The following is a 21620-nucleotide window of genomic DNA, read 5'->3' on the forward strand; positions in this document are numbered from 1 at the left end:
GTTGCCCGACCAGGCACGCTCGAAGTGCTCCCCAGCCGCGCAGCCTGGCCTCTCTCGCTCAGCGAACGGGGAAGGAGGCGATCACACGGGCCGGGGAGCGGAAGGTGCTCTCGTCGATGGGGGAACGTTCGACCAGGATGCTGACGTCCGGGCCCGGATCCATGCTGACATAGCCCCAGGCAGGTCCCTTGAGAGCCGGTCCGCAGAGCCCCTCGGGGAGCTCACCCTCGCCCTCACCGAGCCCGTACGCCCCGCCGTAGGTCTTGTCGAGCACGGACTTTCCCTCCGGGACGATTCCCGCGCGGTGCAGGTAGTCCGGCAACTGATCACTCAGGAAGGAGACCTGGGCGCTGCCGTTTTCGGTGACGTAGTGGATGTCCGAGGCATCGGCCGGGATCGGCACGCCCCCGGCCGAGATCACCCCCGGCAGCGCCGTGTCGCTGCCCTCACAGGCGCGGGCGTCCCCGAATGGATGGAACAACTCGTCCTGGAACAGCCAGACGACTCCTCCCGCCACCAGGGCGAGGACGGCCACCACGGCCGCCAGACACGACAGTCGCCGCCGCGACCCGGAGCCCCCGCGATCCGAGTCGCCCGCGTCCTCCGGATACGAAGCCTCGTCCATCCCGTTCGTCACGGCTCTCGCGCCGTCGCCTCTCGCAGCACACATATATGCCCCCTCGCACTGCCCGCACTCGGCCGCCCGCGGCCACCACAGGACCGGCCCGAGAAATGATCAGCCAAATGATCAGCCGCCATCTTGGCAGTCCATCGGAACTGTCCCGCACCGCACCCTGGTTGTGAGAGGACTTCCGTGGACGGCGCCCCTCGAAGCGGGTGACGAGGACAGGGGGCTCATGGCACCACCGCAAGACCGCCGGCGATGGTGGAGAGCAGGGTTTCGCCACAGGCGGCGGAGTTGTCCGCGGCCCAGCAGAGATAGCCGTCGGGCCGGAAGAGCAGGGCGGCGGCACCCACATCGTCGGCGCATGCGGCGCGGACGAGGTCGACTCGTGCCGGGAGTCGGAGACCGGCCGGGACGACTCCGGCCAGATCGAGCAGGACGGCGTGCCCCGAACCGAACAGCGCCGACAGCCGGGTGGGGCCGGCCTCGGTGACCAGATCGACGTCCGGCAACCGCCGGCCGGTGAGCGGATGCTCGCCGGACAGCTCGTAGCGCAGCGACAGGCCGGACATGAGTCCCGCGAGGTGACGGTTCGCGTCGGGCAGGCGCAGCAGGTCGATGAAGATGTCGCGCAGGGCGGACACGTCCTCGCTCGGGTGCGGATCGGCCAGGACCCGCTGTGCCGAGGTGTGGTGCAGCACCTGGGCTCCGACGGGATGCCGTTCGGCGTGATAGCTGTCCAGGAGGCCGCTCGGCGCCCGGTCCTGGACGGTCGCGGCCAGTTTCCAGCCGAGGTTGAACGCGTCCTGGATGCCGAGGTTCAGGCCCTGGCCGCCCAGCGGCGGATGAATGTGCGCGGCGTCCCCGGCGAACAGGACGCGGCCCGCGCGGTAGTGCTCCAGTTGCCGCGTGGCGTCGGTGTACCGCGACGAGTTGTCCACCGCGCCGAGGGTGGTCTCCTCGCCGTACACCGCCCGCAGCGCGGTGGTGATCTCCTCAGGGGTGACGGGGGTCTCGCGGGCGGTGTCCTCCTGGGCCGCGCTCCAGAAAGTGAACCGGTACCGGTCACCACCGAGAGGGGCCAGCATGGCCCAGTGGCCGCCGCCCTGACGGGTCAGTGTGCTCATGTGCCCCAACTGCCGTGGCACCAGCGACGATACGGCGGACAGACGGATGTCGGCCAGCACCGCCTGATGAGTGCCGGGCCTGCCGGGAAACGGCAGCCCGAGCAGTGTGCGCACCGTACTGTGGCCGCCGTCGCATGCCGCCAGATAGCGTGCCCGCACACGCAGACCGTCCGCCGTCACCGTCACGCCGTGGTGGTCCGGCTCGACCCCTGAGACCGCGGTGCCGCGCAGAACCCGCGCACCGCCGGCGGTCGCCCGCTCTTCCAGCACCTCCTCGATCCCCCACTGGGGAATCGCGATCAGAAAAGGGTGCCTGGTCTGCCAGGGGGTGCAGTCCAAGGGCACCGGCAGGGCCGCGAAGTGCCCGCCCACCGGATCACTCGGCACGGCCCGCCTCAGCAGCGGCTCCAGCAGCCCGCGCGACTCCAGCAGTTCAGCGGTACGGGGCTGGATCGCGCCGCCCTTCACCTGCTCGACGCGTCCGGGCAGCTTCTCCAGCACCAGGGTCTCGACCCCGGCCAGGGCCAGTTCGCACGCCAGCATCAGCCCGGTCGGGCCGGCACCCACGATGGCGACCTCGGTCTCGATCTCCGCCAACACCTTCGCTCCCTCTCTCGCATCTCTCACCTTGGGGTAAAAGTATACCCGGTGCAGAAATAACCTCGGAGCAGGTCTTTGCTACCGTGGATGCCGTGGACGGCACGCCAGGGCTACGGGAACGCAAGAAGCAGCGGACCCGCACGGCGATCTCCGAGGCGGCGATCACGCTGTTCCTCGCACACGGCTTCAACCAGGTCTCGGTGGCTCAGGTGGCCGAGGCGGCCGAGGTCTCCAAACGCACGCTCTTCGCCTACTTCCCGACGAAGGAAGACCTCGTGGTGCATCGCCTCGCCGACCACGAGACCGAAATCGCACGCGTCGTACGGGCCCGCCCGCCCCGCACCGCCCCGCTGACCGCGGTACGCGAGCACTTCCTCCAGGGGCTGCGCGAGCGGGACCCGATCACCGGGCTCAACGACCATCCCCAGGTGCGGAGGCTCCACCGGATGATCCTCGACGCGCCCTCGCTGGTGGCCCGGATGGAACGGTTCAAGACCGGCGCCGAACACGCGCTCGCCCAGGCACTGCGCGAAACAGCGGATACTCCCGAACTCACCGCGCGGCTGGCCGCCGTCCAGATTGTCGCGGTGCAGTGGGCGCTGGCACAGGACAACGCCGAACGCCTGGCGTACGGGGAACCCGCCGACGAGCGCTACGCGGGTGCCGTGAAGGACGCCGAGCACGCGTTCGCGCTGCTGGAGAACGGATTGCGCCGGCTGACGTAGCAACGGTGAGGGGCTGTTCCACGGGGACGCACGGGGGGCGCCGGGCCACGACGCACTCACCGTGTGACCGTATTCGGATCGCCACTCACCGGGCTGACCGTGCGTCGCATGTGTCGTCAGGCAGTTCGCGTGCGGCTACTCGCACCTTCCCGTGTGCGGAAGGAGTCACGTCGAAGGCGTAACAGCCCGGCACGGTCTCCTCGACAACGAATATGAACGCTCTGGCAGGACCGTGCCCGAGCAGGCCCGCGGTGACGGTGGTGGTCTCGCCTCGTCGTTCCACGTCCACCAGCCCATTGGCCGGCTTCTCCGGAGGAAACAGCCGGATGATTTCGTCGTCCTGCAGAACGCCGTCGGCCGCGGCCTCGACCAGGTCGTTCCGGCGCTCGTCGACGGTCTCGCGCAGATCCGCACGCGCTGCGGCTTCATCGCGGGCCGGCTGCGTTGCTGTCCAGATCCACATACCCGCGAAGGTCAGGACGAACAGAACACAGAGAACCACGCACCCGTTGAACAGGCATCCCCCACCGTGACCGGTCGGGGCCTGCGGTTGTCTCTCCATGAGTGCAACCTGCACTCGTGGCGCACCACCAGGCCGAGTGCGACGTCAAGTCGTAACGACAATGAGCTGTCCCGGCAACAGTCCGACGCTCGCGAGCGCGTGTACGAATAGCGGTCGAAGGGCCCGGTCGGACCCACCTTTCAGGGCAGGAATTCGTAGTACGGTCCGTCAGGCGCGACGTTACGAGAACACAACGTGACGTCCCTGCCCTTGAGATAAGCCAGCAACCACTCACTGAACGTCATCTCGTAGAGAGTCCAGGCCGGACTGTCGAACTCCTGGACCACAACACGCCAGGGCGACGAGGAGTCGTCGGGAATGCGAAGGAAAACCGCCTCGCCCGTCGTGGCCGATGCCACCGGCATCAGTTCTCCCGGGTTCGCCCCCACCGGACTCGGCAGGAACTCCGCCATGTCCTCCTCGCGCCAGAGATCGAGATCCCCCCTGATGTCATCTCCCAGACTGTGCAGAAGGTGGCCGGCGGGGTGCTTCAGATACAACTGCTTGTTGATCTCGATCGAACCGTAGGCGTCGACGATCTCACGGAAGTCCGCAGGAAATGCGATAACGAGTTCCCGCTCCAGTTCGGTCCACGGAGCCGGATCCGACCAGTTGAACCGGGGTTCGCCCAACAGGGCTGTTATCTCTGGGAGCGCTGCCACCACGATGTCCTTCTCACACGTCGAGCCGATGCCGGTTGTGTCCGGTCCTGGAGTTGACCGCAGTACGGGGGACAGTCTCCTCGACCCTCTGGGTGAGGCGTCGCAGTGCGGCGTGGGCGGGCGGGCCCCAGGTGGGTTTGCCCCCGGGGCGGCCATGGACGCCGGCCTCTCCGATGTGGAGGCAGCTGAGGGCGCGCAGCACCGCCCAGCCGCGGGCGCGGCGCAGGGTCGCGGTGTCCGGGCTCGGCCGGTAGGCGTCGTGGAAGCGGTCGGCGGCTCCGTCCGGCAGCAGGATCCAAGCGGCGGCGAGATCGAAGGCGGGGTCGCCGGCGAACAGGTCGCCGAAGTCGATCACGCCGGAGACGGTGCCGTTCGTGGTCAGGACGTTGGCCGGATGCAGGTCACCGTGGAGCCAGAGACGTGGGCCCGCCCAGTCGGGCGCGGCAGCGGCGTCCTCCCACACCGCGCGGACGGCGTCCGGGTCGCGGATCAGCCCCAGTTCGGCGGCCGAGGCGAGTCCTTGGGTGAAGTGGTCGGCGGTGTCGGCCAGCGGGCCCCCGCGGTCTCGGCCCGTGGGCGCCTCGTCGGGAGCGGGACGGTGAAGGGCAGTGAGAAAGGCGGCGAGGGCGTCGGCCGACTCCGCGGCGCGCGTGGCGGGGGCGCGGTCGGCGGGCTCGCCCGGCACCCAGGTGGTGACGATCCAGGGCCGCGGGAACAGCGCCGAGGGCTCCCCGAGGCGCTGCGGGACGGGGACCGGCAAGGGAAGGCGCGGCGCGAGAGCGGGCAACCACGCGTGCTCCTTGCGCAACAGCGCGTCGGCGGACTGTGTCGCCCAGGGCAGCCGGACGGCGAGATCGTCACCGAGCCGCCACAGCTGGTTGTCCCAGCCACGCGCGCCGAGCCGCACGGGGCGATCCGCCAGGTCGGGGTGCTGGTCGCGCAGCAGATCCCGGACCAGCTCCGCGGTGATCGCGCTCTCGATGTGGGTCATGCGGAGCAACAGTAGCCGGGCGGCGGCCCTGCCCGGTTCCGGACGAGTCCGGGTCACGCTCCCGCGGCGGACGCGGATCGGACTGTCAGTCGCATACCTGGTCCGTCCTGCTCCCCGGCGGCGCCAGGGACTTCTCCCCCGACGAGAAGCCGCGCCCCGCCACCTCGCACAGTTTCTTCAGCCATCGCTCCGGATCGAGTTCGAGGATATGGCCGTCCGATCCGTCGACCAGACCCATGAACGCGCCGTCCGCGGTCAGATCGGCGGTCGCGCCGTACCCCGGTGTGAAGTGGTAGCGCTCGGTGCCGCTGCGAACATCCCAGGTGGTGTACTCGTTCAGCGTGCTCTGGGTGCTCAGGGTGGACTCCGAGGCGAAGGCGCCGAGCCACTGGACACCCCGGTACGTCAGTGGCTTGAGCCACTTCTCCTCGCCTTCCTTGTCCATGTCCCACACCCGTACGGCGCCGTCGTAGGTCAGCACCGCGAGGAGCCGTCCCGTGGGGTCGAAGCCCAACTGCTTGACCGCGCCGAACTCCTTGACGTCGATCGAACCGACCTCCCGGCCCTCTTCGAAGTCCCAGATCACGATGTCGTATTCCCCGTCCGGTGTGCGCACCGCCGCCTGCCCGTGGCCTGGGCGTGCCACCGCCCAGGTGCCGGCGGCCGCGAACGAGACCTCGACGGACTCCTGGGCCCTGGGCCGGTAGGCCGTGCCCGCTTCCCGGCCCCGTGTCAGGTCCCAGCGCACGACGTACGACAGCGCCGAGATCACCACATGGTCCGGGCCGTCGAAGGTGATGTTGACCCATGCCGGTGTGCGCCCGGAGCGCGGGTCCGGGCCCGTGGGGTCGATGTCCGGGGGCCGGGGCAGATCGATCCGGTCCACTTCCTTCAGCGTGCTCCCGCTCACCTCCCACACCACGACGGTGCGACCGTCCGCCGCCGGCGTGAGGACCCGGGTGCCGTCCGGGCTGTACGCGCTGTACACGGCGGCCAGCGGACGCGACGGCCGCACCGCCGCCAGTGACCTGTGCGTACGCAGGTCCCACAGGCGCAGCCCCTTGCCGTCGGCGTCGACGCTGATGACGCGGTTGTGGTCGGCGTCCACGGTCCTGATCCCGGCCGTGAGCATGGCGCTGTCGAACGGGGACGGCTCCGGAACACGCGCCACGATCACCGTCGCCCCGACGCCGACCGCGGCCCGGAGTTTCCCGGGCGGCCCGGTCAGCGCCACGGCGGGCAACTGCGAGCTGCCGGTGAACGACTCGTCCTCCTGTGCGGGCGCGGGCAGGTCGAGCGTGCTGGGGCGTCCCTGGACCAGGTCGATGACCAGGAACCGGAACCTGCCGAGAGAGGCGCCGAAGCGCTGCACCGGGTTGATGAGGTAACGGCCGGACTGGTCCAGACGCGGCACGTACAGCGGGCAGACCAGGCCCAGTTGCCGCGTGCTGTACTGATTGCGCACTTTCGGACTGCCGGTCAGGTCCCAGGACTGCAGGAGCCCTTCCGGAGTGCACCGCACCAGCGTCCGGCCGTCGCCGCTGACCGTGACGGCGGCGGTCCGGTCCGTTCCCCATGTCGCCGAGTCCCGTTGGCCGCTGTCGAGGTTCCAGCGTACGAGGCGGCCCTCGGCGCCTTGGGCCGCGCCTTCCTGAGTGATCCGGCCGATGACCGTTCCTTCCGGACCGAACCACGCCTGAGCCGTCTCCCATCCCTCCGGCGCGCGCAGCGCCTTGCCCACGCGCCTGCCGCTCTCGGCCTCCCAGGCCAGGACTCCTTCGCCGGGCAGTGCGGCGAGCACTCTGCTCCCGGTGCCGTCGAAGCGGAGGTCGGTGGCGGCGCGAGCGTTCTCCCGCAGGGCGTCGCCGTCCCTCAGGACCACCGTGCGCCACTTGTCCCCGTCCTCCGGGGCGATTCCCAGGGACACCTTCCCCTCGACCGACGCCCGCGCGGAAATGCGCCCGTCGGGCGAGAGCGTGACGATCCTCGATCCGGTCGGCAGGCCGCGCTCGTGCACCTCGTCGGCACCGAGCGTCAGTCCGACGGCGTCGCCGGAGGTCATGCCCACATTGATCCGCTCGCCGTCCTCGCTCATCGCGACATCACGGACCGGAGCGTGGTTGTCCCACACCACCCGCTCCACGTGGCGCAGCCGCAGATACTGCCTGATCAGCGCGGCGCGGGCGGCCGGTTCCCGAGCCGTCCGATAGGCCGCCCCCGAGAACAGAGCCGATGTCACCACCGACACGTCGTCCAGTTGCTCGGCCCGTACCGCCAACTGCTCGGACGCGGCCCGCCGCAGTTGCCCGTCCAGCTCCGCGTTGCGCCATACGAAGAGCCCGGAGGCGACCACCGCGAGCACGGTCAGGACGGCGAGTCCGCTGATGAACCACCGCTTCTGCCGCACCCGCCGCCGGGCACGCTCCTCCCCCGCCACCCGGCTTCCGACCGACCGGTCAATGAACTGCCGCTCCGTGCCGGTCAGTTCGGGGCCCCGCAGCGCCACCCACCGTTCCGCCTCCGCCAGCGGCTCACCCACCAGGAGCTGCCCACGCTCCACGTCGTGCCGCAGCTCCGCACGCCAGGCCAGGAACTGCCGGTCCTGCCGCACCCGCTCCTCAAGCCGCTTCCAGGCGCCGATCAGTGCCTCATGGGCGAGTTCGGCGGTCACCGCCTCCCCGCCACCGCCGCGCAGTACGAGCAGCCTCCGCTCGGCGAGCGCGGTCGCGATCCGCCACCGCCCCGCACCCGCCTCCTCCTGGCTCAGGGCATTGCGTAGCGGCGCCTCGCCGCCCGGCAGAAACCGGACGAGATCGGTGAGCAGCCACATCGCCTCGGCCTCGTCGGCCTCGCGGACGCACTGCCGCCAGACGGTTTCGGCGTACCGCCCCAACGCGCCTTGTACGCCGCCGACTTCACGGTACGTATCGAATCTCAGCCGCCCCGCGGCCTGCCCGTCCCACAGCTGCGCCATGACGAAGCCCAGCAGCGGCAGCGCGCCGGGGCCGTCCCCCGCGTCGTCGAGCATCCGCTCCACGAGCCCGTCGTCGTATGTCACGGCAGGCATCGCCTCAAGGGGACTGCGGATCACCTGCTCCAACTGCGCGCGGGACATCGGGGCGATCAGCCGCACCGGGCCGCGGCCGAGTGCCGGGCCGAGCAGCGGATGGCTGAGGGCCGCGTCCGTGAAGTCCGATCTGAGGGTGACACACACCCGCAGTCCGTCGGGACGACGCTCGGGAAACAGCAGCCGGACAGCCTCCTCGATCTCGCCGTCCGGTCCGGCGAGCAGCTCTTCGCCTTGGTCGAGCAGGACGAGCAGCCGCCGCTCCCGCTCCCCGCCGGTCATGCGCAGGGCGTCCATGAGTCCGCGCTCCGCGAGGAGATCCTCCAGCTGCCGCACCTCCTGAGCCCTCGCGGCTCCGCGCAGTCGGGGACGTACGGCCGTGACGAGCTCCGAGGCGAGCGCCGCCCGCAGGGAGGCGCCCTCGCCGGAGCGCACCACCAGGACGACATGGCCCCGCTCACGCATCCGCGGCACCACGCCCGCGCGGGCGAGCGAGGACTTGCCGCAGCCGGAGGGACCGATGAGGGTGACGCAGGGGTGTGAGCCGGCGAGCAGTTCGGTGACGTCGGTGATGTCGTCCTGCCGCCCGAAGTAGACGTCCGCGTCGGCCTCTTGGAAGGTGGACAGACCGCGGAACGGCGACGCGGGGCGGACCACGGGCGCCAGTTCGGGCAGTTCGGCGACGAGGGTGCGGGTGGGAATGAGAAAGCTCTGCCGGACCCCGCCGGGCTGGACCACGACGACCATGCCGGCCACGGCCCGCAGTTGTTCGTCCCAGACCGGGCTGCCGCTGAACCCCTCCTCGACGGGGACGCCGTGCGGATCCGCCTGCGACAGCTGCACCCAGCCCTCCGCGGTGCCGCCGCGCAGCCGTCCGTAGTGCCAGACGCCGCCCGGGGAGCGGCGCGGGAAGCCCGGCACGCGTACGTCGTGGCCCCACACCCGCTCGGTGTCGGCCATGTTCAGCGGGCGGGCCCCGGGGATCGCCGCCCGCAGCCGGAGGACCGCGATGTCACCGGTCTGGTCCGCCCGTACCGGCACCCAGCGCTCGACCTCCGCCGCGCCGCCGCCCTCGGCGAAGGGCAGGTCGACGAAGACCTCGGTGCCCGCCGCCACCTCGTCCTCGCGGGGCAGGTCAAGGGCGTCGTTCACCACGTGGGCACAGGTCAGCACCAGTTCGGGGGCGACGAGAAAGCCGGCGCCCGCGAGTTCACCACCGGGGCCCTTGACCCGGACCACGGCAGCAGCCAGCGCCTCTTCGGGGCTCCGCGACCCGGCCCCCGTGCCCGTCTCCGCAGCTGTCACCGCGACCTCCGCGTCACCGCGACCCCCGTTGGGTCAACTGCCCTACGCAGTATCCCCGTTGGAGTCTGCGCGGTCACTTCTATTCCAGGCCGGTGTGACCGCGGAACCGACCGCTGGGGGGTGCGGTGGGGGTCGTACCCGGGGGCGCCGGACTCAGTTCCCCACGCCGAGGCCGGACATGAACGCGGACGGGTAACGGTCGCCGCGCGCCGCGCCCGGCGGCACCGCCTTCTCGATCTCGGCGAGGTCGGCCGCGGTGAGGTCCAGCTCCAGCGCGGGCAGCGCCTCGGCCAGCCGCTCGCGGGTACGGGCACCGACCAGCGGCACGATGTCCTCGCCCCGCGCGGCCACCCAGGCGATGGCCAGCTGGGCGACGGTGCACCCCTTCGCCTCGGCGACCCGCCGCAGAGCCTCCACGAGGCCGAGGTTGTGTTCCACGTTCCCGCTGGAGAACCGCGGGCCGAAGCCGCGGCTGTCGCCGGGGCCGGCGGTGCGGCCGGCGGACCAGTGCCCGGAGATGAGGCCGCGGCCGAGGACGCCGTACGCGGTCAGGCCGATGCCGAGCTCGCGCAGCGCAGGCAGAATGTCCGCCTCCACCGCGCGGGAGATCAGCGAGTACTCGATCTGCAGGTCGGCGACCGGGTGCACGGCGTGCGCCCGGCGGACCGTCGCCGCGTCGACCTCGGAAAGGCCGAGGTGCCGTACGTACCCGGCGTCGATCATCTCCTTGATCGCGCCCACCGTCTCCTCGATCGGCACCGCCGGGTCCAGCCGGGCGGGACGGTAGATGTCGATGTGGTCGGTGCCCAGCCGGGTCAGTGAGTACGCCAGGAAGTTCTTCACCGCCTCGGGACGGCTGTCGTGCCCGCCGAACCCGGGGCCCGGCCCCCGCAGCATGCCGAACTTGACGCTCAGCCGGTAGCTGTCCCGATCCCGGCCGCGCAGCGCCTCAGCGAGCAGCAGCTCGTTGTGGCCCATGGCGTAGAAGTCGCCCGTGTCGATCAGCGTGACGCCGGTCTCCAGCGCGGCGTGGACGGTGGCGATACTCTCCGCGCGGTCTGCCGCGCCGTATGCGCCGGACATCCCCATGGCGCCCAGGCCCAGCGCGGATACAGCCGGGCCGGTGCTGCCCAGGGTTCGTGTCTGCATCGCGTTCTCCTTCGTCGTCGATCTGTCACCCACCTTGCGCCCGCGCCGCGAGCTACGGGAGCGGAGCGTTCATCATGGGAGCGCCGCTCCCTGGATCGGCTCGGCCGCCGCGAGGGACCATGGGGCCATGCAACGTGACCAGCTCGCCGACTTCCTGCGCCGCCGCCGCGAGGCGATCCGCCCGGCCGAGGTCGGCATCACCGACGGCCCCCGCCGCCGCACCACCGGGCTGCGCCGGGAAGAGGTGGCCATGCTCGCCGGCATGTCGGTGGACTACGTCGTACGCCTTGAGCAGGGCCGCAGCAGTCAGCCCTCGCCCCAGCTGCTCGGCGCGCTGGCCCGGGCGCTGCGCCTCTCCGACGATGAGCGTGACCACCTGTTCCACCTGGCCGGCCACCAGCCACCGCCCGCCGACGGGGTGGCCCGGCTGGCCCGCGCCGGCCTGATGCGCATGCTCGACCTGCTCGGCGACACCCCGGCCCTGGTGCTGTCCGACCTGGGCGAGATCCTCGCCCAGAACCGTGCCTCCGTCCTGCTCGCAGGCGACCACACCGGCTTCACCGGCGACCGGCGCTACCTCGTGTACCGCTGGTTCACCGAACCCGCTACCCGCGCCGTCAGCCCGCCCGAGGAACAGGACCACCACGCCCGCCAGCTCGTGGCCGACCTGCGCGCGGCCGCCGGCCGCCGGTCCGTTGACCCCGCGGTCGCCGGGCTCGTCGACCGGTTGCGGGCCGCGAGCGCCGACTTCCGGCGGCTCTGGGCCGAGCACGAGGTGGCGGTCCGGCGCGCCGACCGCAAGACCATGCTGCACCCCCGGGTGGGCCGTCTGCTGATGGACTGCGAGACGCTGGTCACGCCCGACCAGGGGCAGCAACTGCTGGTGCTCACCCCGGCGGACGCCGAGGCCCGCGAGCGGCTGGAACTGCTACGGGTACTCGGCATCGAGGAATTCCCCACGGGGACAACGGACACGCCCGTACGGTGAAGCGCCCGACCGCGGCGCACCGGCTCGTTCGAGGGCCGTCATCCCCCGGTCACGTCGCGCGAGGGTGGTCCGGAGTTGCTGAACGCCCCAGGCGGCTCAGCGCCTGCATGGCCTCGCGCTCCACTCGTGAAAGATCGCAGAGGATGGTGCCTGCCTGGACGAGGCAGCGCACATCGCCTGATGCACCGGCCCTTGTGATCAGCGCTGCGACTTCCGTCCACAGGGCGGCTGCCTCCGCGTACAGTGCGTGGCCGGTGCGCAGGTGGCCGCTGTCGAGCAGTTGGGTGCATTCGGCGAGGAAGTCCCGGTAGAGGTTACGGAACAGGGCGCCGCCGGTGCCGGCCTTCTCCATCAGGAGGGCGGCCTGCGGCAGGTCCCGTTCCGGGTTGTCGGTGCGCTGGAGCCATGTGCGTACCAGCTTGCCGGCCTTCTCCATGCCTCGGTGGCCGAGGTTGGCGATGGGCGGGTGGAGGAAGGCGTCGGCGCAGGCGGTGATGGCGGGAACGATCTGGCCCTGCGGGGAGGGCGGGTTCCCTGAAGCGGTGAGGGTGAAGGACCGGTGTCTGGCGGTCATCGGGCCGCGCGCGGCCCTGGCCTGGGCGAGGCTGGTCAGGCTGGTGGATACCGCTCCGCCCTGCTGTTCGGTGTCCACCAGGTAGGCGTTGTGGTCGTCATAGCCGTACATGGCGACGACATGACCGCCGAAGTGCGCCGTCGACCCGAAGTACTCCAGGTAGTAGCTGTCGAGCTGTAGTCCGACGGGGTCGCCGGCGCTGATGGGGGTCGCCACGTTCTGCCATGCCCTGCGGGGCGAGCTGGTCTCCTGGACCAGGAGTTCCAGCTTGAGTATGGCGGCCAGGTTCCTGGTGAGGTCGAAAGGCTTGACCCGTCCCCCGAGGAAGGGGAAGTCCATGTTCTTGCTGTCCCAGTAGATGAAGGACAGACCGGAGCCGAGGCCGAAGAGCATGGGCTCGGACAGATCGAGCCCTCGGTGCCTCAGCAGCACGCCGAGGGCTGTCGTCTCGCAGTGCCGCGTACCGCGAGCGTCGATGTTGATGACCGTGGTCATGCCATGTGCTCCTGGAGGGGGATGACCGGCCGGGTCACCAGTTCTTCTCGCACGCCACCATAGTGGACCCTCCCACGGTGCGAGAGTCCACCGCTGTACCCATACGCCAGGACGGACGGGAGCCTGCGAACGCCGCCGTTCCCGCCGGCGGACGGCGTACCGTGGATGCCGAACTCGTGGATCGAGTATCCCCACGTGCTCGCGCGCTCGACTCCCCGCATCCCCAAAGGGTGAGGCGAGAGTCCGCCTGCACCAGGAAGCTGTCGAGTACACCGTCGCCGACCTTCGGCGCGACCTCGCCCCAGGTGTTGCGGGCAGGGACGGTACGCACGGCCCTGGCCTGAGCCTGGAGGGAGCGGGACTCGGCGGCGAGCTTGTCCGACCCCGGCTGGTCGCCGTGGTCGCGGGCGGAGAGGGCGTCAATCATCTTGACGGCCGCGCTGCCCCACAACTGGGTCGCGTCCAGCCAGGGTGCCGCGTCGGTGGTGAATCCCTTCTGCACCGCGCCGCCGCGGATGGTGGCGGCGGACCGCTCCACACCCCGTGCGTACCTGCGCAGTTCCCGGACGGCGTTCTCACGGTCGCCGTCGTCCCAAGTGGTCCAGAAGCGGGTGACGTGCGCGCTGAGCCGGGGCGCCTGGCTCTGCCAGGGCGTGGCGCCGAAGGTGGGAGCGAGATGCTCCAGGTCGCCGAAGGTGAGGAGCGCCTCGGTGGCCGCGGTGTTGCCGCCGGCGAGGTAGGACATCGCACGCTGCCAGTTCGTGGCGGCTTGGTAGGCGCGGTCGTTCCAGGCGAAGTCGGCCGCGCCGAAGACGGCGACCTTGCTCGCGTAGGGCTGGTTCATCGGATTGGCGACGATGCCGCTGAGATGGTCGGACAGACCGGCCTCGCGCTTGTCGTACGGGGCGAGCAGCAGCCGGCCGGAGGTGTTGCCGTAGTCGTTGACGGGATAGTTGTCCCAGACGAAGACCTTGCGGCCGAACAGCTGGGAGGCCGCGTCGGCCTGGGTGTTGGTAATGCTGGGAGGTACGACGTCCGTGCCCGTCCACATCACCACGACCGCGGGGTCGAGTGAGGCCCGCAGCTTCTGCTTGTACGCGGTGTCCGTCAGGTCACCGTATTCGGTCGGGACCATCTGCAGGGGCTGGGCGCCCTCGTGGGTGGCGATGAAGTTCCGCTGTAGATCGTTGAGCAGATCAACCTGCGCGGCGGCAGCGGCCGACCGGCCGGGGGCGCCATAGGTCGTCAGGTCGGCGTCGCAGTTCCACTTGGTGTAGCTGATGTCGTCCAGTGGGATGGAGAAGGCTCGGGTGCCCAGGTCGTACATGGCCTGGAGCTTGGCCGTGAGAGCCGTACGGTCGGCTGGGTCGGAATAGCAGATCGACTCGCCGGGAGAGACGGCGAAGGTGAAGCGCACGTGGTTGGCCGCCGCTCGCCCGACGAGTGCGCCGAGTTCGTTCAGTTTGTCGGCGGGGTAGGGGTCCCGCCACTTGCCGCGGTGGTAGGGGTCGTCCTTGGGCGCGTAGACATAGGTATTGGCCTTGATGTCGCCGTAGAAATCCATCTGGTCCAGGCGTTCGGCATGCGTCCAGGGCTGTCCGTAGAAGCCCTCGATCGTGCCGCGCAGAGCCATCGAAGGATGGTCGCTGACCTGTACGTTCGACACCTTCCAACGCTTGCCTGCGGCACGGTGGAAGAGTTGCCGCAACGTCTGGACGGCGTAGAACTGCCCGGCGCCGTCGTGGCCGCCGAGTGCGACGACGTCGGGGGCGCCGTGCCGGCCCGGACGGACCGAGACCGCGTATCCGTCCGTGCGGTCGGGGGCCCGGGTCCGGCCCAGCGTCCGTGCGATGTCGGGCCGTTGGGCCGGCCCCAGCAGCACGGTGAGCAGGTGCGGGGAAGGCTTCGGGGTGTGTAGGGGATCTGTGACATCGACGCGGGCCGCACCGTGCGCTGTGAGGTACTCCACGAGGCGGGCCTTGGCCGAGGTGTCCGTCCGCGCGTCGGTGACCACGACGACCCTGTCGGTGACGGCGATGTCGTCACCCGAACGGGCAAGGGACTGGGGGGTGGGGAAGACGGCGGGCAGGTCCGCCGCGGCGAGTTGGGGGGCCGGGGCGAGCTGGGTGGCAGCGGCCGGAAGGGGTGCTGAGTTACCTGATGCTGAGGTGCTTGGTGCTGAGTTGCTCAACGCGAGAGCCGCGGCGACAGCGACAGCGGCGGCCGGGGTGCCCCGGGCGATCCTTCTTCTCATCGTTCCTCCCATGCTCAGCACCGTGTCGCTCGGTCATGGCGTGGCTCTCCGCGAGCCGGAGAAATGGGCATGATGGGACACGCGGAGCCCAAGTGGTCTAAACCGCCTGTTGGTGTGAGTCTTACAGCCGGGAAGGAACGGGTCAACAGCCCCGCATCCAGGCGCATTTGGGCTCCATCAGCCCTATGGACGCAGTCGATGCCAACCCGGAGACTGGAGGCGTTTGAACCGCAGCCGTGACAGGCTCAACTCCGGGGGATCTCATGCGCATTCGTCTTGCCGCTGCACTCAGCGCCGTCACACTGACCACGGGCACACTCCTGGGCGCGCCCCCGGCCACCGCCCAGACCTCGGCCTACCCGACCAGCGCGTTCGACGTCACCCTCGGGAACACATATACGAGGGGCACGATCACCTGGTACAACCGGTCGGTCACCGTGACGGGCGAACACAAGTCGGTCGACCCGGCAAGCTGCCGGGGCACCACGGCGTTCACCCTCGACAGCGCCGGCAACGAACTGGACAAGCAGTACAGCCTCTACAACGTGTGCGGCAAGAGCGACACAATCAGCATGCCTGTCGTCAATGCGAACGTTCCCGGTGGTGCGGCCTTCGTGCGAATCTGCCTCGATGACGGTGCTACAAGCGCCCCGGTCACGTACCTGCTGTGCAAGCGCTACGGGCGCCCCTGATCCCCGTCACGGTCCCGACGTAACGGGACGTTCCTCTGCTCACTCGTACCGCTCCCCCGCCACGCCCGCCCTCTCCTCGGAAGCTCTGTTGTCTCCTGTCCCAGTATGCGAGGCCCGTTCGTACTCCGCCTCAACGCCGGGGACGAGGCCCGCGTCGGTCCGCTGCGGGCCCCGCCGAGCGAGGCGTAAACGGTCCACGTCGTTGTCGTTGTCGCCGAGCGCGAGGGGATTCGTCGGCCTCACGGCTGCGCGTACAGCGGCCGTGCGCTGGGGCGGAGCAGAAGTCGGTGTGGCGGTTCGGTAGTTGCGCAGGCCAGGCTCAGGGCGGCAGGACCGAGGTCGCGGTACAGGAGGCCGAAGTCATGGGCCGGGTCGGCGATCGCGGCGTCGCTCCAGTCGATGACGCCGGTCACCGTCCACGTGGCCGGGTCGATGAGAACGTGCTCGATCCCCAGGTCGTTGTGGGAAAACGCCAGGGCGTATCGATCGGTCGGCGGTGGCGCGTCGAGGAATGCCTCCACAGCCGGGCGGTGCGCCATCGGTACCGTTTCGGCGATCGCGGCGTAGGTTTCCGCGGCCTCGCGTAGCCACAGCGCTTTCGGCTGGTCATCGGTGTCCACCAGCTCGGCCATCGGGCCGACGGGAACTCTGTGCAGCGCGGTGAGCAGTTCGCCGAGCGTGGCCGCGATCGACCTGGCGTGGGCCGACCGTTGCGACACGGGCAGGTCGATGAGGGGCAGGCCGGGGAGTGTGAAGTAGGCCAGACAGCCCTGCTCGGCGACCGTGAAGCTCGGCTCGGGGACGGGCAGCGGTGAGAAGCCCGCGACGGCGGCAAGCAGGCGAGCCTCGTTGTTCACCTGCGCGGCCCGGCGTGCCGGATCGGGGTCCTTGCTGAAGCGTACGATCAACTCGCCGTTGACCACGCAGGCGATGTTGTCCTCACCTTCACCGAGCGGCACCACGGAGTCGATCCGGTAGCCGGGGAGGTGCGCGGCCGTTGCCCGACGGGCATCTGTGGCACGATCGCGGCTCAGGCTTCCGCGGCTCGGACTTCCCATGCCACGACTCTAGATCCCTGTCCCTGGGTCCTGGAGCGATGACCGTGCGAGGCTGTGGCCGCCGCCCTCCCGTGGATCATGTTCCGCGCAGTGTCCCCATTCGCCCCGCCCCTACCAGTCGCGCGATCGCGGCACCGTCCGTCGACACTCTGTATGACGTGACAGCACCGCATGGCCCCAGTGAGGACTTACCCTGGCCGCGTGATCAATGGTGGACACGTCATCATCTACAGCCGTGACGCGGAAGCGGACCGGGCGTTCTTCAGGGATGTGCTGGAGTATCCGCACGTTGACGCGGGAGGCGGCTGGCTGATCTTCAAGCTTCCGCCGACCGAGGTCGCCGTACATCCCACGGACGGCCCGGAAACGCAGGAGCTCTATCTGATGTGCGACGACGTCGACGCGACCATGACGAACCTGGCCGCGAAGGGCGTCGAGTTCACGCGGCCGGTCACCGAGGCGCGCTGGGGACGGCTGACCAGGCTCCGTTTGCCGGGTGGCGGCGAGGTGGGCTTGTACGAGCCCCGCCATGAGCGGGCCACCGATCTGTGAGGAATCCCGGCACCGAGTAGCCGATCCTCTGTCTGTCGCGCGGCAGACTGTCTCCAAGATCTGTGCGGCCCACACGCGGTTGGGGGGCTTGGTCAAGCTGTGCGGCTCCAGATCTCGTTCCATCGCTCGGCTCGAAACCGAAGAACCTTCCGGTCGGCGACGGCGGCCCCTGTCATGTGGAGACTCACCCCGCATCGCGCGCACAGCCGGTGCAGGAAATAAGCCGTCCTCCAACGAGTCGTTCCTTCGTCCCCGCCGCAGACACGGCACGACGAGGACGCCGCTGTGGACGGGACCGTGGAGCGCAGTAAGCGCTCCACCACTATCGGAAGTGGTTCGGTGGGGTGGAATTCGGGATTGGGACAGTAGGCCAGGCGCCCCTGTGAACCGCGTCCTTGGTCCCGCCAGCTGCCATCGGCCCTGGGCGCGCGAAGTCCGGCGGCCTTCTCTTGTCGGCGGCGGGCCGCGAACGCGGCCTCACTCGCCAGCCAGAGTTGGCGGGCCGCGTGAAGCTCCTCCACGGCACGGATCAGTGACGCCGGGTCCTGGTTCAGGTCAGTGGGGATCCGTGCGCTACGACACAGGTGATGGTAGGTGGCACGGAAGCCGTAAGGGGCGAAGACGACGACGCACGTCCGGAACGCGGCATGACGGGCACGGACGGTACGGCTCGTGTCGTGCACGCGTCGACGATGCGTCTCAAAGCTGGCCATCCGCGTGAGAGTACGGTCATGTACGCCGACGCGCATCCGACTATCAGTGTGCGGGGCGACTGCGGTGACTCAGTGTGCCGGCTGACGTTCCCGCGAGCCAGCCTCACCGCACGGACCTCGTTGTCAAGAGCGGGGACTCCGTCACCACGCATCAGGCGCCTATCGGCGCGACAGCCGCGGGTCCTGGGTGAGTATTGGACAACCTCGGGGACCGCGAATGGTGTGTCTGTCCGTCGTGGTCCAGCCATCGGTCGGATGACATACGGACATGATGGTCCGCTCACGCCGGCCGTGGCCTTCGGTACGGCCGGTCTGGATTGACGGATTGGCTTCAGTCTTCTCTGGGCAGTGAGCAGGAAAGTCATGTCATGTGCACGACTATTTCTCCCTTAGGAGGTCGACCATGCACGTCCGTAAGTTGACCAGCGGGTTCGCTGCCGCCGCGGCCCTGACCTTTTCTCTGATGGGTGGCCAGGCCGTGGCCGCCCCTTCCGCGGACGCGGACGCCGACAGGGCCTTGGCCGCGCGTGTAGTCACCTACGACGCCAGTGGTTCCGCGGAGTTCAGGTCCGCGGTCGACCGGGGCGCGGCGATCTGGAACGAGAGCGTCGATGCCGTCGAACTGCGGCCGGCGGCGGCCGGACAGCGGGCCAACATACGGGTCCTGGCGGACGACGGCTGGCCCCGTGCCATTACCACCTCGCTGGGCAACGGAACCGTCTACATCGGACGGCAGGCGGTGGTCGAAGGACACAACACCATACGCATCTCTTCCCACGAACTGGGCCACATCCTGGGTCTGCCGGACCGTAAGCCGGGCCCCTGTTCGAGCCTGATGTCCGGTTCCAGCGCGGGAACCACCTGCACGAACCCCTACCCGAACACGGCCGAGAAGGCGGAGGTCGAGGGCAACTTCGGCGGCGCGTTCGCGCGGACGGGTGGGGCAGTGCCGCTCAACGTCATGATCGTGGACTGACACGCGGGACCCCCAAGCGGGAGTGACCGTACGCCCCGGAGCGCGGATCGTGTTCCGGGGCGTGCACGGTACGGGGATGCGCTCCCCGCGATCCCACGGCTCCCCCGGATCCCACGGCGCCCCCGGATCTCCCGGATCTCCGCCACGATCTGGCGACCGCGACGCCAGCGCGAACGCAACGGTGAGCCGTTTCGCGGGACTCCGTACGGACCCGCCCGGAACTGCCACGGCGCACACCGGATCACGGTCCGGCACGCCCCAACACCCCTGTGAATCAAGCCACTTGAGGCCAACGATCCATCGATGCGGCGTGCGGGGCGGGTGGCCGGTTACGGGTCGGCGGTATGGCGGTGAGGCTCCGGCCGTGCACATACTCAAGGCTCCGAAGCCCGGGAGGAGAACCCCATGGCGCAACCGCTCACTGTCGGTGCTGAGGAGGAATTCCTCCTGGTCGATCCGGACAGCGGGGCGGCCGTGCCCGCCTTCGAGGCAGTGATTGCCGCCGCGCCCGCCAACGGACCCGCTCAACGGCTGAAGCCGGAGGTGTCCGCGGCGGTGGTCGAGGCGGTGACGGAACCGCATCGCGAACTGTCCCTGCTGGCCGATGACGTGCGCTCCTTACGCTCCTCCGCCGCGGCCGCCGCGGAGGAGGCGGGTTGCGCGGTGCTGGCGTGCGGAACGGAACTGGTGTCCGGCCCGTACATGCCACCGACCGGCGGCTCCCGCTATCGCGCGATCCACGAGAAGTACGGTGAGCTGGTGTTCGGTCATATACCGTGCGGCCTGCACGTCCACGTCGGTATGCCCGACCGGGAACATGCCGTCCGGGTGAGCAACCACCTTCGGGGCTGGCTGCCCACACTGCAGGCACTGGCCGCCAACTCACCCATCTCACTGGGAACGGAGACCGGATACGCGAGCTTTCGGTCAACGTGGTGGGCGTACACGCCGGTGGCCGGTCCGGCTCCGCTGTTCGCCGACGCGGCACAGTACGACGCCCTGCTCGACAGCTTGGTCGCCTCCGGCGTCATCATCGACCGCAAGATGGCGTACTGGTTCGCCCGCCCCGCCGAGGAGGTGCCCACCATCGAGATACGGGTCATGGATGTCTGCCCCACCAGCGACACCGTGATCCTGCTGGCGGGACTGACCCGCGCGCTGGTCTCCACCTGCCTGCAGGCGGTGGAACGCGACGCCCAACCGCCGTCGGTATCCGAACAGTTGCTGGTCGCGGCCCACTGGCAAGCTGCCCGGTACGGCCTGGAGGGCGACGCCCTGGACATGTCCTCCGGGCGCCCGCTCCCCGCCTGGACCCTGGTGGAACGGCTGGTGAAGCATGTCACTCCCGCGCTGTCCGATGCGGGGGACCTCGCTCTGGTCAACGATCTCCTGGTGGAGATGCGCCAGAGTGGTTCCTGGGCCGGCCGGCAACGGAGGATCATCCAGGAGGGCGGCAGCCTGACTGATGTGTCGGCCTATCTGCGCTCCCACTTTCTGAAGTAAGCACGACGTCGCGCCCACGGACACCGGCGGCGTCAAGCTCCTCTCAGAGCCGTCGCATGAGCGTCACTCGGCCTTCCTGAACACCTCCGACATCCCGTCTCCCGTGTCATGGGCCAGCAGTCCCGTCGCGTCCAGCGCGATCAGACCGACGCGCGTGGCCAGTTCCCGGCCGTGTACGTCGACGGCCGCCTCGATGAGGCCCGCGAGCGCGTCCAGCGCGGTCCTGGCGCGGGAACGGGCCACGGTCCCGCAGCCGACAGCGACCAGCGCGGCCGGCCACCACCACACGGCGAGCAGGGCGTATCCCACGGCCCAGGCGGTGAGGCGGGCCGCGGCGCCGAAGGAGTCGCGCGCCGACTGGATCTGCCGTACGGCGGGTTCGGGGAGGATCAGCCACAGACGCGGCCACAGGGCGGCGAGGTCCACCCCGTAGGCGGCCTCGACCCGGTCCGCTGTCGCCTGCATGCGGTCGCCGTACCAGGTGGGGCGTGTCGGTGCGCGCGGTGCGATGCGGTCGCGAGCCTCCGTGCGGGCTTGGATCCGGTCCCAGGTGTTTCTCGGGATCGTCACCGCGCCATGGGCTCCGGCACCGGTCGGACCGGCGTGCGCGACGGCGTCCTCAAGCTCCGTGTCCCTTTGCTTCCACCGCCGCCAACGCCGTGCGGTGCGGGCGCGCGAGAACGGGTCCCGGCCCGCACGCAGCCAGTACCGCTCGACGGCACCGCCGAGGAACTGCGCCGCGAGCGAGGCCGCGGCGGCGGTGAGCAGGACGAGGGCCACCAGGAGTGCGGCCGTGCCGGTCCGGTCGAGTGCGGGGAGGACGGCCAGGTCGTCCAGGGTGGCGCGCAGCCGGTCGACGTCGTGCCAGTGGCGGTGCCCCAGGGTCGCACCGACGGCGGTGACGGCGAGGAAGAGGGCACCCGGCAGCACCAGCAGGTTCAGCCAGCGTTCGGTGAGCTTGCCGCCCAGGGTGGCGAGGAGTGGGTTCATGGGGTCGGTGGC

At 70.0% G+C, this 21620-nt stretch carries 17 protein-coding genes; 6 read left to right on the plus strand and 11 right to left on the minus strand.

Features of this window, described 5'->3' with window-relative positions; all coding sequences use genetic code 11:
• Positions 1 to 58: 58 nt before the first annotated feature.
• Positions 59 to 670, minus strand: coding sequence for a hypothetical protein (locus tag ACFRKB_RS21320; RefSeq protein WP_383107783.1), 612 nt, complete (start codon positions 668 to 670; stop codon positions 59 to 61).
• A gap of 185 nt (positions 671 to 855) precedes the next feature.
• On the minus strand, positions 856 to 2352 hold the full coding sequence (locus tag ACFRKB_RS21325) for an FAD-dependent monooxygenase (RefSeq protein WP_383107785.1): 1497 nt from the start codon (positions 2350 to 2352) through the stop codon (positions 856 to 858).
• A gap of 92 nt (positions 2353 to 2444) precedes the next feature.
• Here ACFRKB_RS21325 and ACFRKB_RS21330 point away from each other — a divergent pair, with 92 nt between their 5' ends.
• Entirely contained in the window at positions 2445 to 3077 is a 633-nt protein-coding gene (locus ACFRKB_RS21330) for a TetR/AcrR family transcriptional regulator (protein ID WP_383107787.1), read from the plus strand.
• Positions 3078 to 3162: 85 nt separating this feature from the next.
• Here ACFRKB_RS21330 and ACFRKB_RS21335 read toward each other — a convergent pair whose 3' ends face one another.
• The 5 genes from ACFRKB_RS21335 to ACFRKB_RS21355 form a co-directional block, all read right to left on the minus strand.
• Positions 3163 to 3639 (minus strand): hypothetical protein, encoded by a 477-nt coding sequence (locus ACFRKB_RS21335; RefSeq protein ID WP_383107788.1) that lies wholly within the window; start codon positions 3637 to 3639, stop codon positions 3163 to 3165.
• A gap of 140 nt (positions 3640 to 3779) precedes the next feature.
• Positions 3780 to 4304, minus strand: a complete 525-nt coding sequence (locus ACFRKB_RS21340) for an SMI1/KNR4 family protein (protein ID WP_383107790.1) — start codon at positions 4302 to 4304, stop codon at positions 3780 to 3782.
• A 10-nt stretch (positions 4305 to 4314) separates the two neighbouring features.
• The gene (locus tag ACFRKB_RS21345) at positions 4315 to 5292 is read right to left on the minus strand and encodes an aminoglycoside phosphotransferase family protein (RefSeq protein ID WP_383107792.1); all 978 of its coding nucleotides are present in this window, start codon (positions 5290 to 5292) and stop codon (positions 4315 to 4317) included.
• A gap of 85 nt (positions 5293 to 5377) precedes the next feature.
• Positions 5378 to 9664 carry an nSTAND1 domain-containing NTPase gene (locus ACFRKB_RS21350; protein ID WP_383107794.1) on the minus strand — a complete coding sequence of 1429 codons (4287 nt, stop codon included), beginning with the start codon at positions 9662 to 9664 and terminating at the stop codon, positions 5378 to 5380.
• Between the two features lie 153 nt (positions 9665 to 9817).
• Positions 9818 to 10813 carry an aldo/keto reductase gene (locus ACFRKB_RS21355; RefSeq protein ID WP_383107796.1) on the minus strand — a complete coding sequence of 332 codons (996 nt, stop codon included), beginning with the start codon at positions 10811 to 10813 and terminating at the stop codon, positions 9818 to 9820.
• Positions 10814 to 10940: 127 nt separating this feature from the next.
• On the opposite strand from ACFRKB_RS21355, the gene ACFRKB_RS21360 reads away from it, so the two are divergent.
• Positions 10941 to 11801 (plus strand): helix-turn-helix transcriptional regulator, encoded by an 861-nt coding sequence (locus tag ACFRKB_RS21360; RefSeq protein WP_383107797.1) that lies wholly within the window; start codon positions 10941 to 10943, stop codon positions 11799 to 11801.
• 49 nt (positions 11802 to 11850) lie between these two features.
• Here the strand turns inward: ACFRKB_RS21360 and ACFRKB_RS21365 are convergent, their stop codons facing one another.
• Both ACFRKB_RS21365 and ACFRKB_RS21370 read right to left on the minus strand, forming a co-directional pair.
• Positions 11851 to 12870 carry a BtrH N-terminal domain-containing protein gene (locus ACFRKB_RS21365; protein ID WP_383107798.1) on the minus strand — a complete coding sequence of 340 codons (1020 nt, stop codon included), beginning with the start codon at positions 12868 to 12870 and terminating at the stop codon, positions 11851 to 11853.
• Between the two features lie 34 nt (positions 12871 to 12904).
• Positions 12905 to 15124 (minus strand): beta-N-acetylhexosaminidase family protein, encoded by a 2220-nt coding sequence (locus ACFRKB_RS21370; RefSeq protein WP_383107800.1) that lies wholly within the window; start codon positions 15122 to 15124, stop codon positions 12905 to 12907.
• A gap of 263 nt (positions 15125 to 15387) precedes the next feature.
• Between ACFRKB_RS21370 and ACFRKB_RS21375 the strand changes: the two genes are divergently transcribed.
• The gene (locus tag ACFRKB_RS21375) at positions 15388 to 15816 is read left to right on the plus strand and encodes a hypothetical protein (RefSeq protein ID WP_383107801.1); all 429 of its coding nucleotides are present in this window, start codon (positions 15388 to 15390) and stop codon (positions 15814 to 15816) included.
• Positions 15817 to 16055: 239 nt separating this feature from the next.
• Here ACFRKB_RS21375 and ACFRKB_RS21380 read toward each other — a convergent pair whose 3' ends face one another.
• Positions 16056 to 16874 carry a phosphotransferase family protein gene (locus ACFRKB_RS21380; protein ID WP_383107802.1) on the minus strand — a complete coding sequence of 273 codons (819 nt, stop codon included), beginning with the start codon at positions 16872 to 16874 and terminating at the stop codon, positions 16056 to 16058.
• Between the two features lie 201 nt (positions 16875 to 17075).
• On the opposite strand from ACFRKB_RS21380, the gene ACFRKB_RS21385 reads away from it, so the two are divergent.
• The 3 genes from ACFRKB_RS21385 to ACFRKB_RS21395 all read left to right on the plus strand — a co-directional run bounded on the left by ACFRKB_RS21385 (position 17076) and on the right by ACFRKB_RS21395 (position 20618).
• Complete coding sequence (locus ACFRKB_RS21385; RefSeq protein WP_383107804.1) at positions 17076 to 17426, plus strand: VOC family protein; 351 nt, start codon at positions 17076 to 17078, stop codon at positions 17424 to 17426.
• A gap of 1116 nt (positions 17427 to 18542) precedes the next feature.
• Positions 18543 to 19115 (plus strand): snapalysin family zinc-dependent metalloprotease, encoded by a 573-nt coding sequence (locus ACFRKB_RS21390; RefSeq protein ID WP_383107805.1) that lies wholly within the window; start codon positions 18543 to 18545, stop codon positions 19113 to 19115.
• Between the two features lie 405 nt (positions 19116 to 19520).
• Positions 19521 to 20618, plus strand: a complete 1098-nt coding sequence (locus ACFRKB_RS21395; RefSeq protein ID WP_383107807.1) for a carboxylate-amine ligase — start codon at positions 19521 to 19523, stop codon at positions 20616 to 20618.
• Positions 20619 to 20681: 63 nt separating this feature from the next.
• Here ACFRKB_RS21395 and ACFRKB_RS21400 read toward each other — a convergent pair whose 3' ends face one another.
• Positions 20682 to 21608 carry a hypothetical protein gene (locus ACFRKB_RS21400; protein WP_383107808.1) on the minus strand — a complete coding sequence of 309 codons (927 nt, stop codon included), beginning with the start codon at positions 21606 to 21608 and terminating at the stop codon, positions 20682 to 20684.
• Between the last annotated feature and the right edge of the window lie 12 nt (positions 21609 to 21620).

It is taken from the genome of Streptomyces scopuliridis, from assembly GCF_042790125.1.
In the GTDB taxonomy this organism is placed as follows: Bacteria; Actinomycetota; Actinomycetes; order Streptomycetales; family Streptomycetaceae; genus Streptomyces; species Streptomyces scopuliridis_A.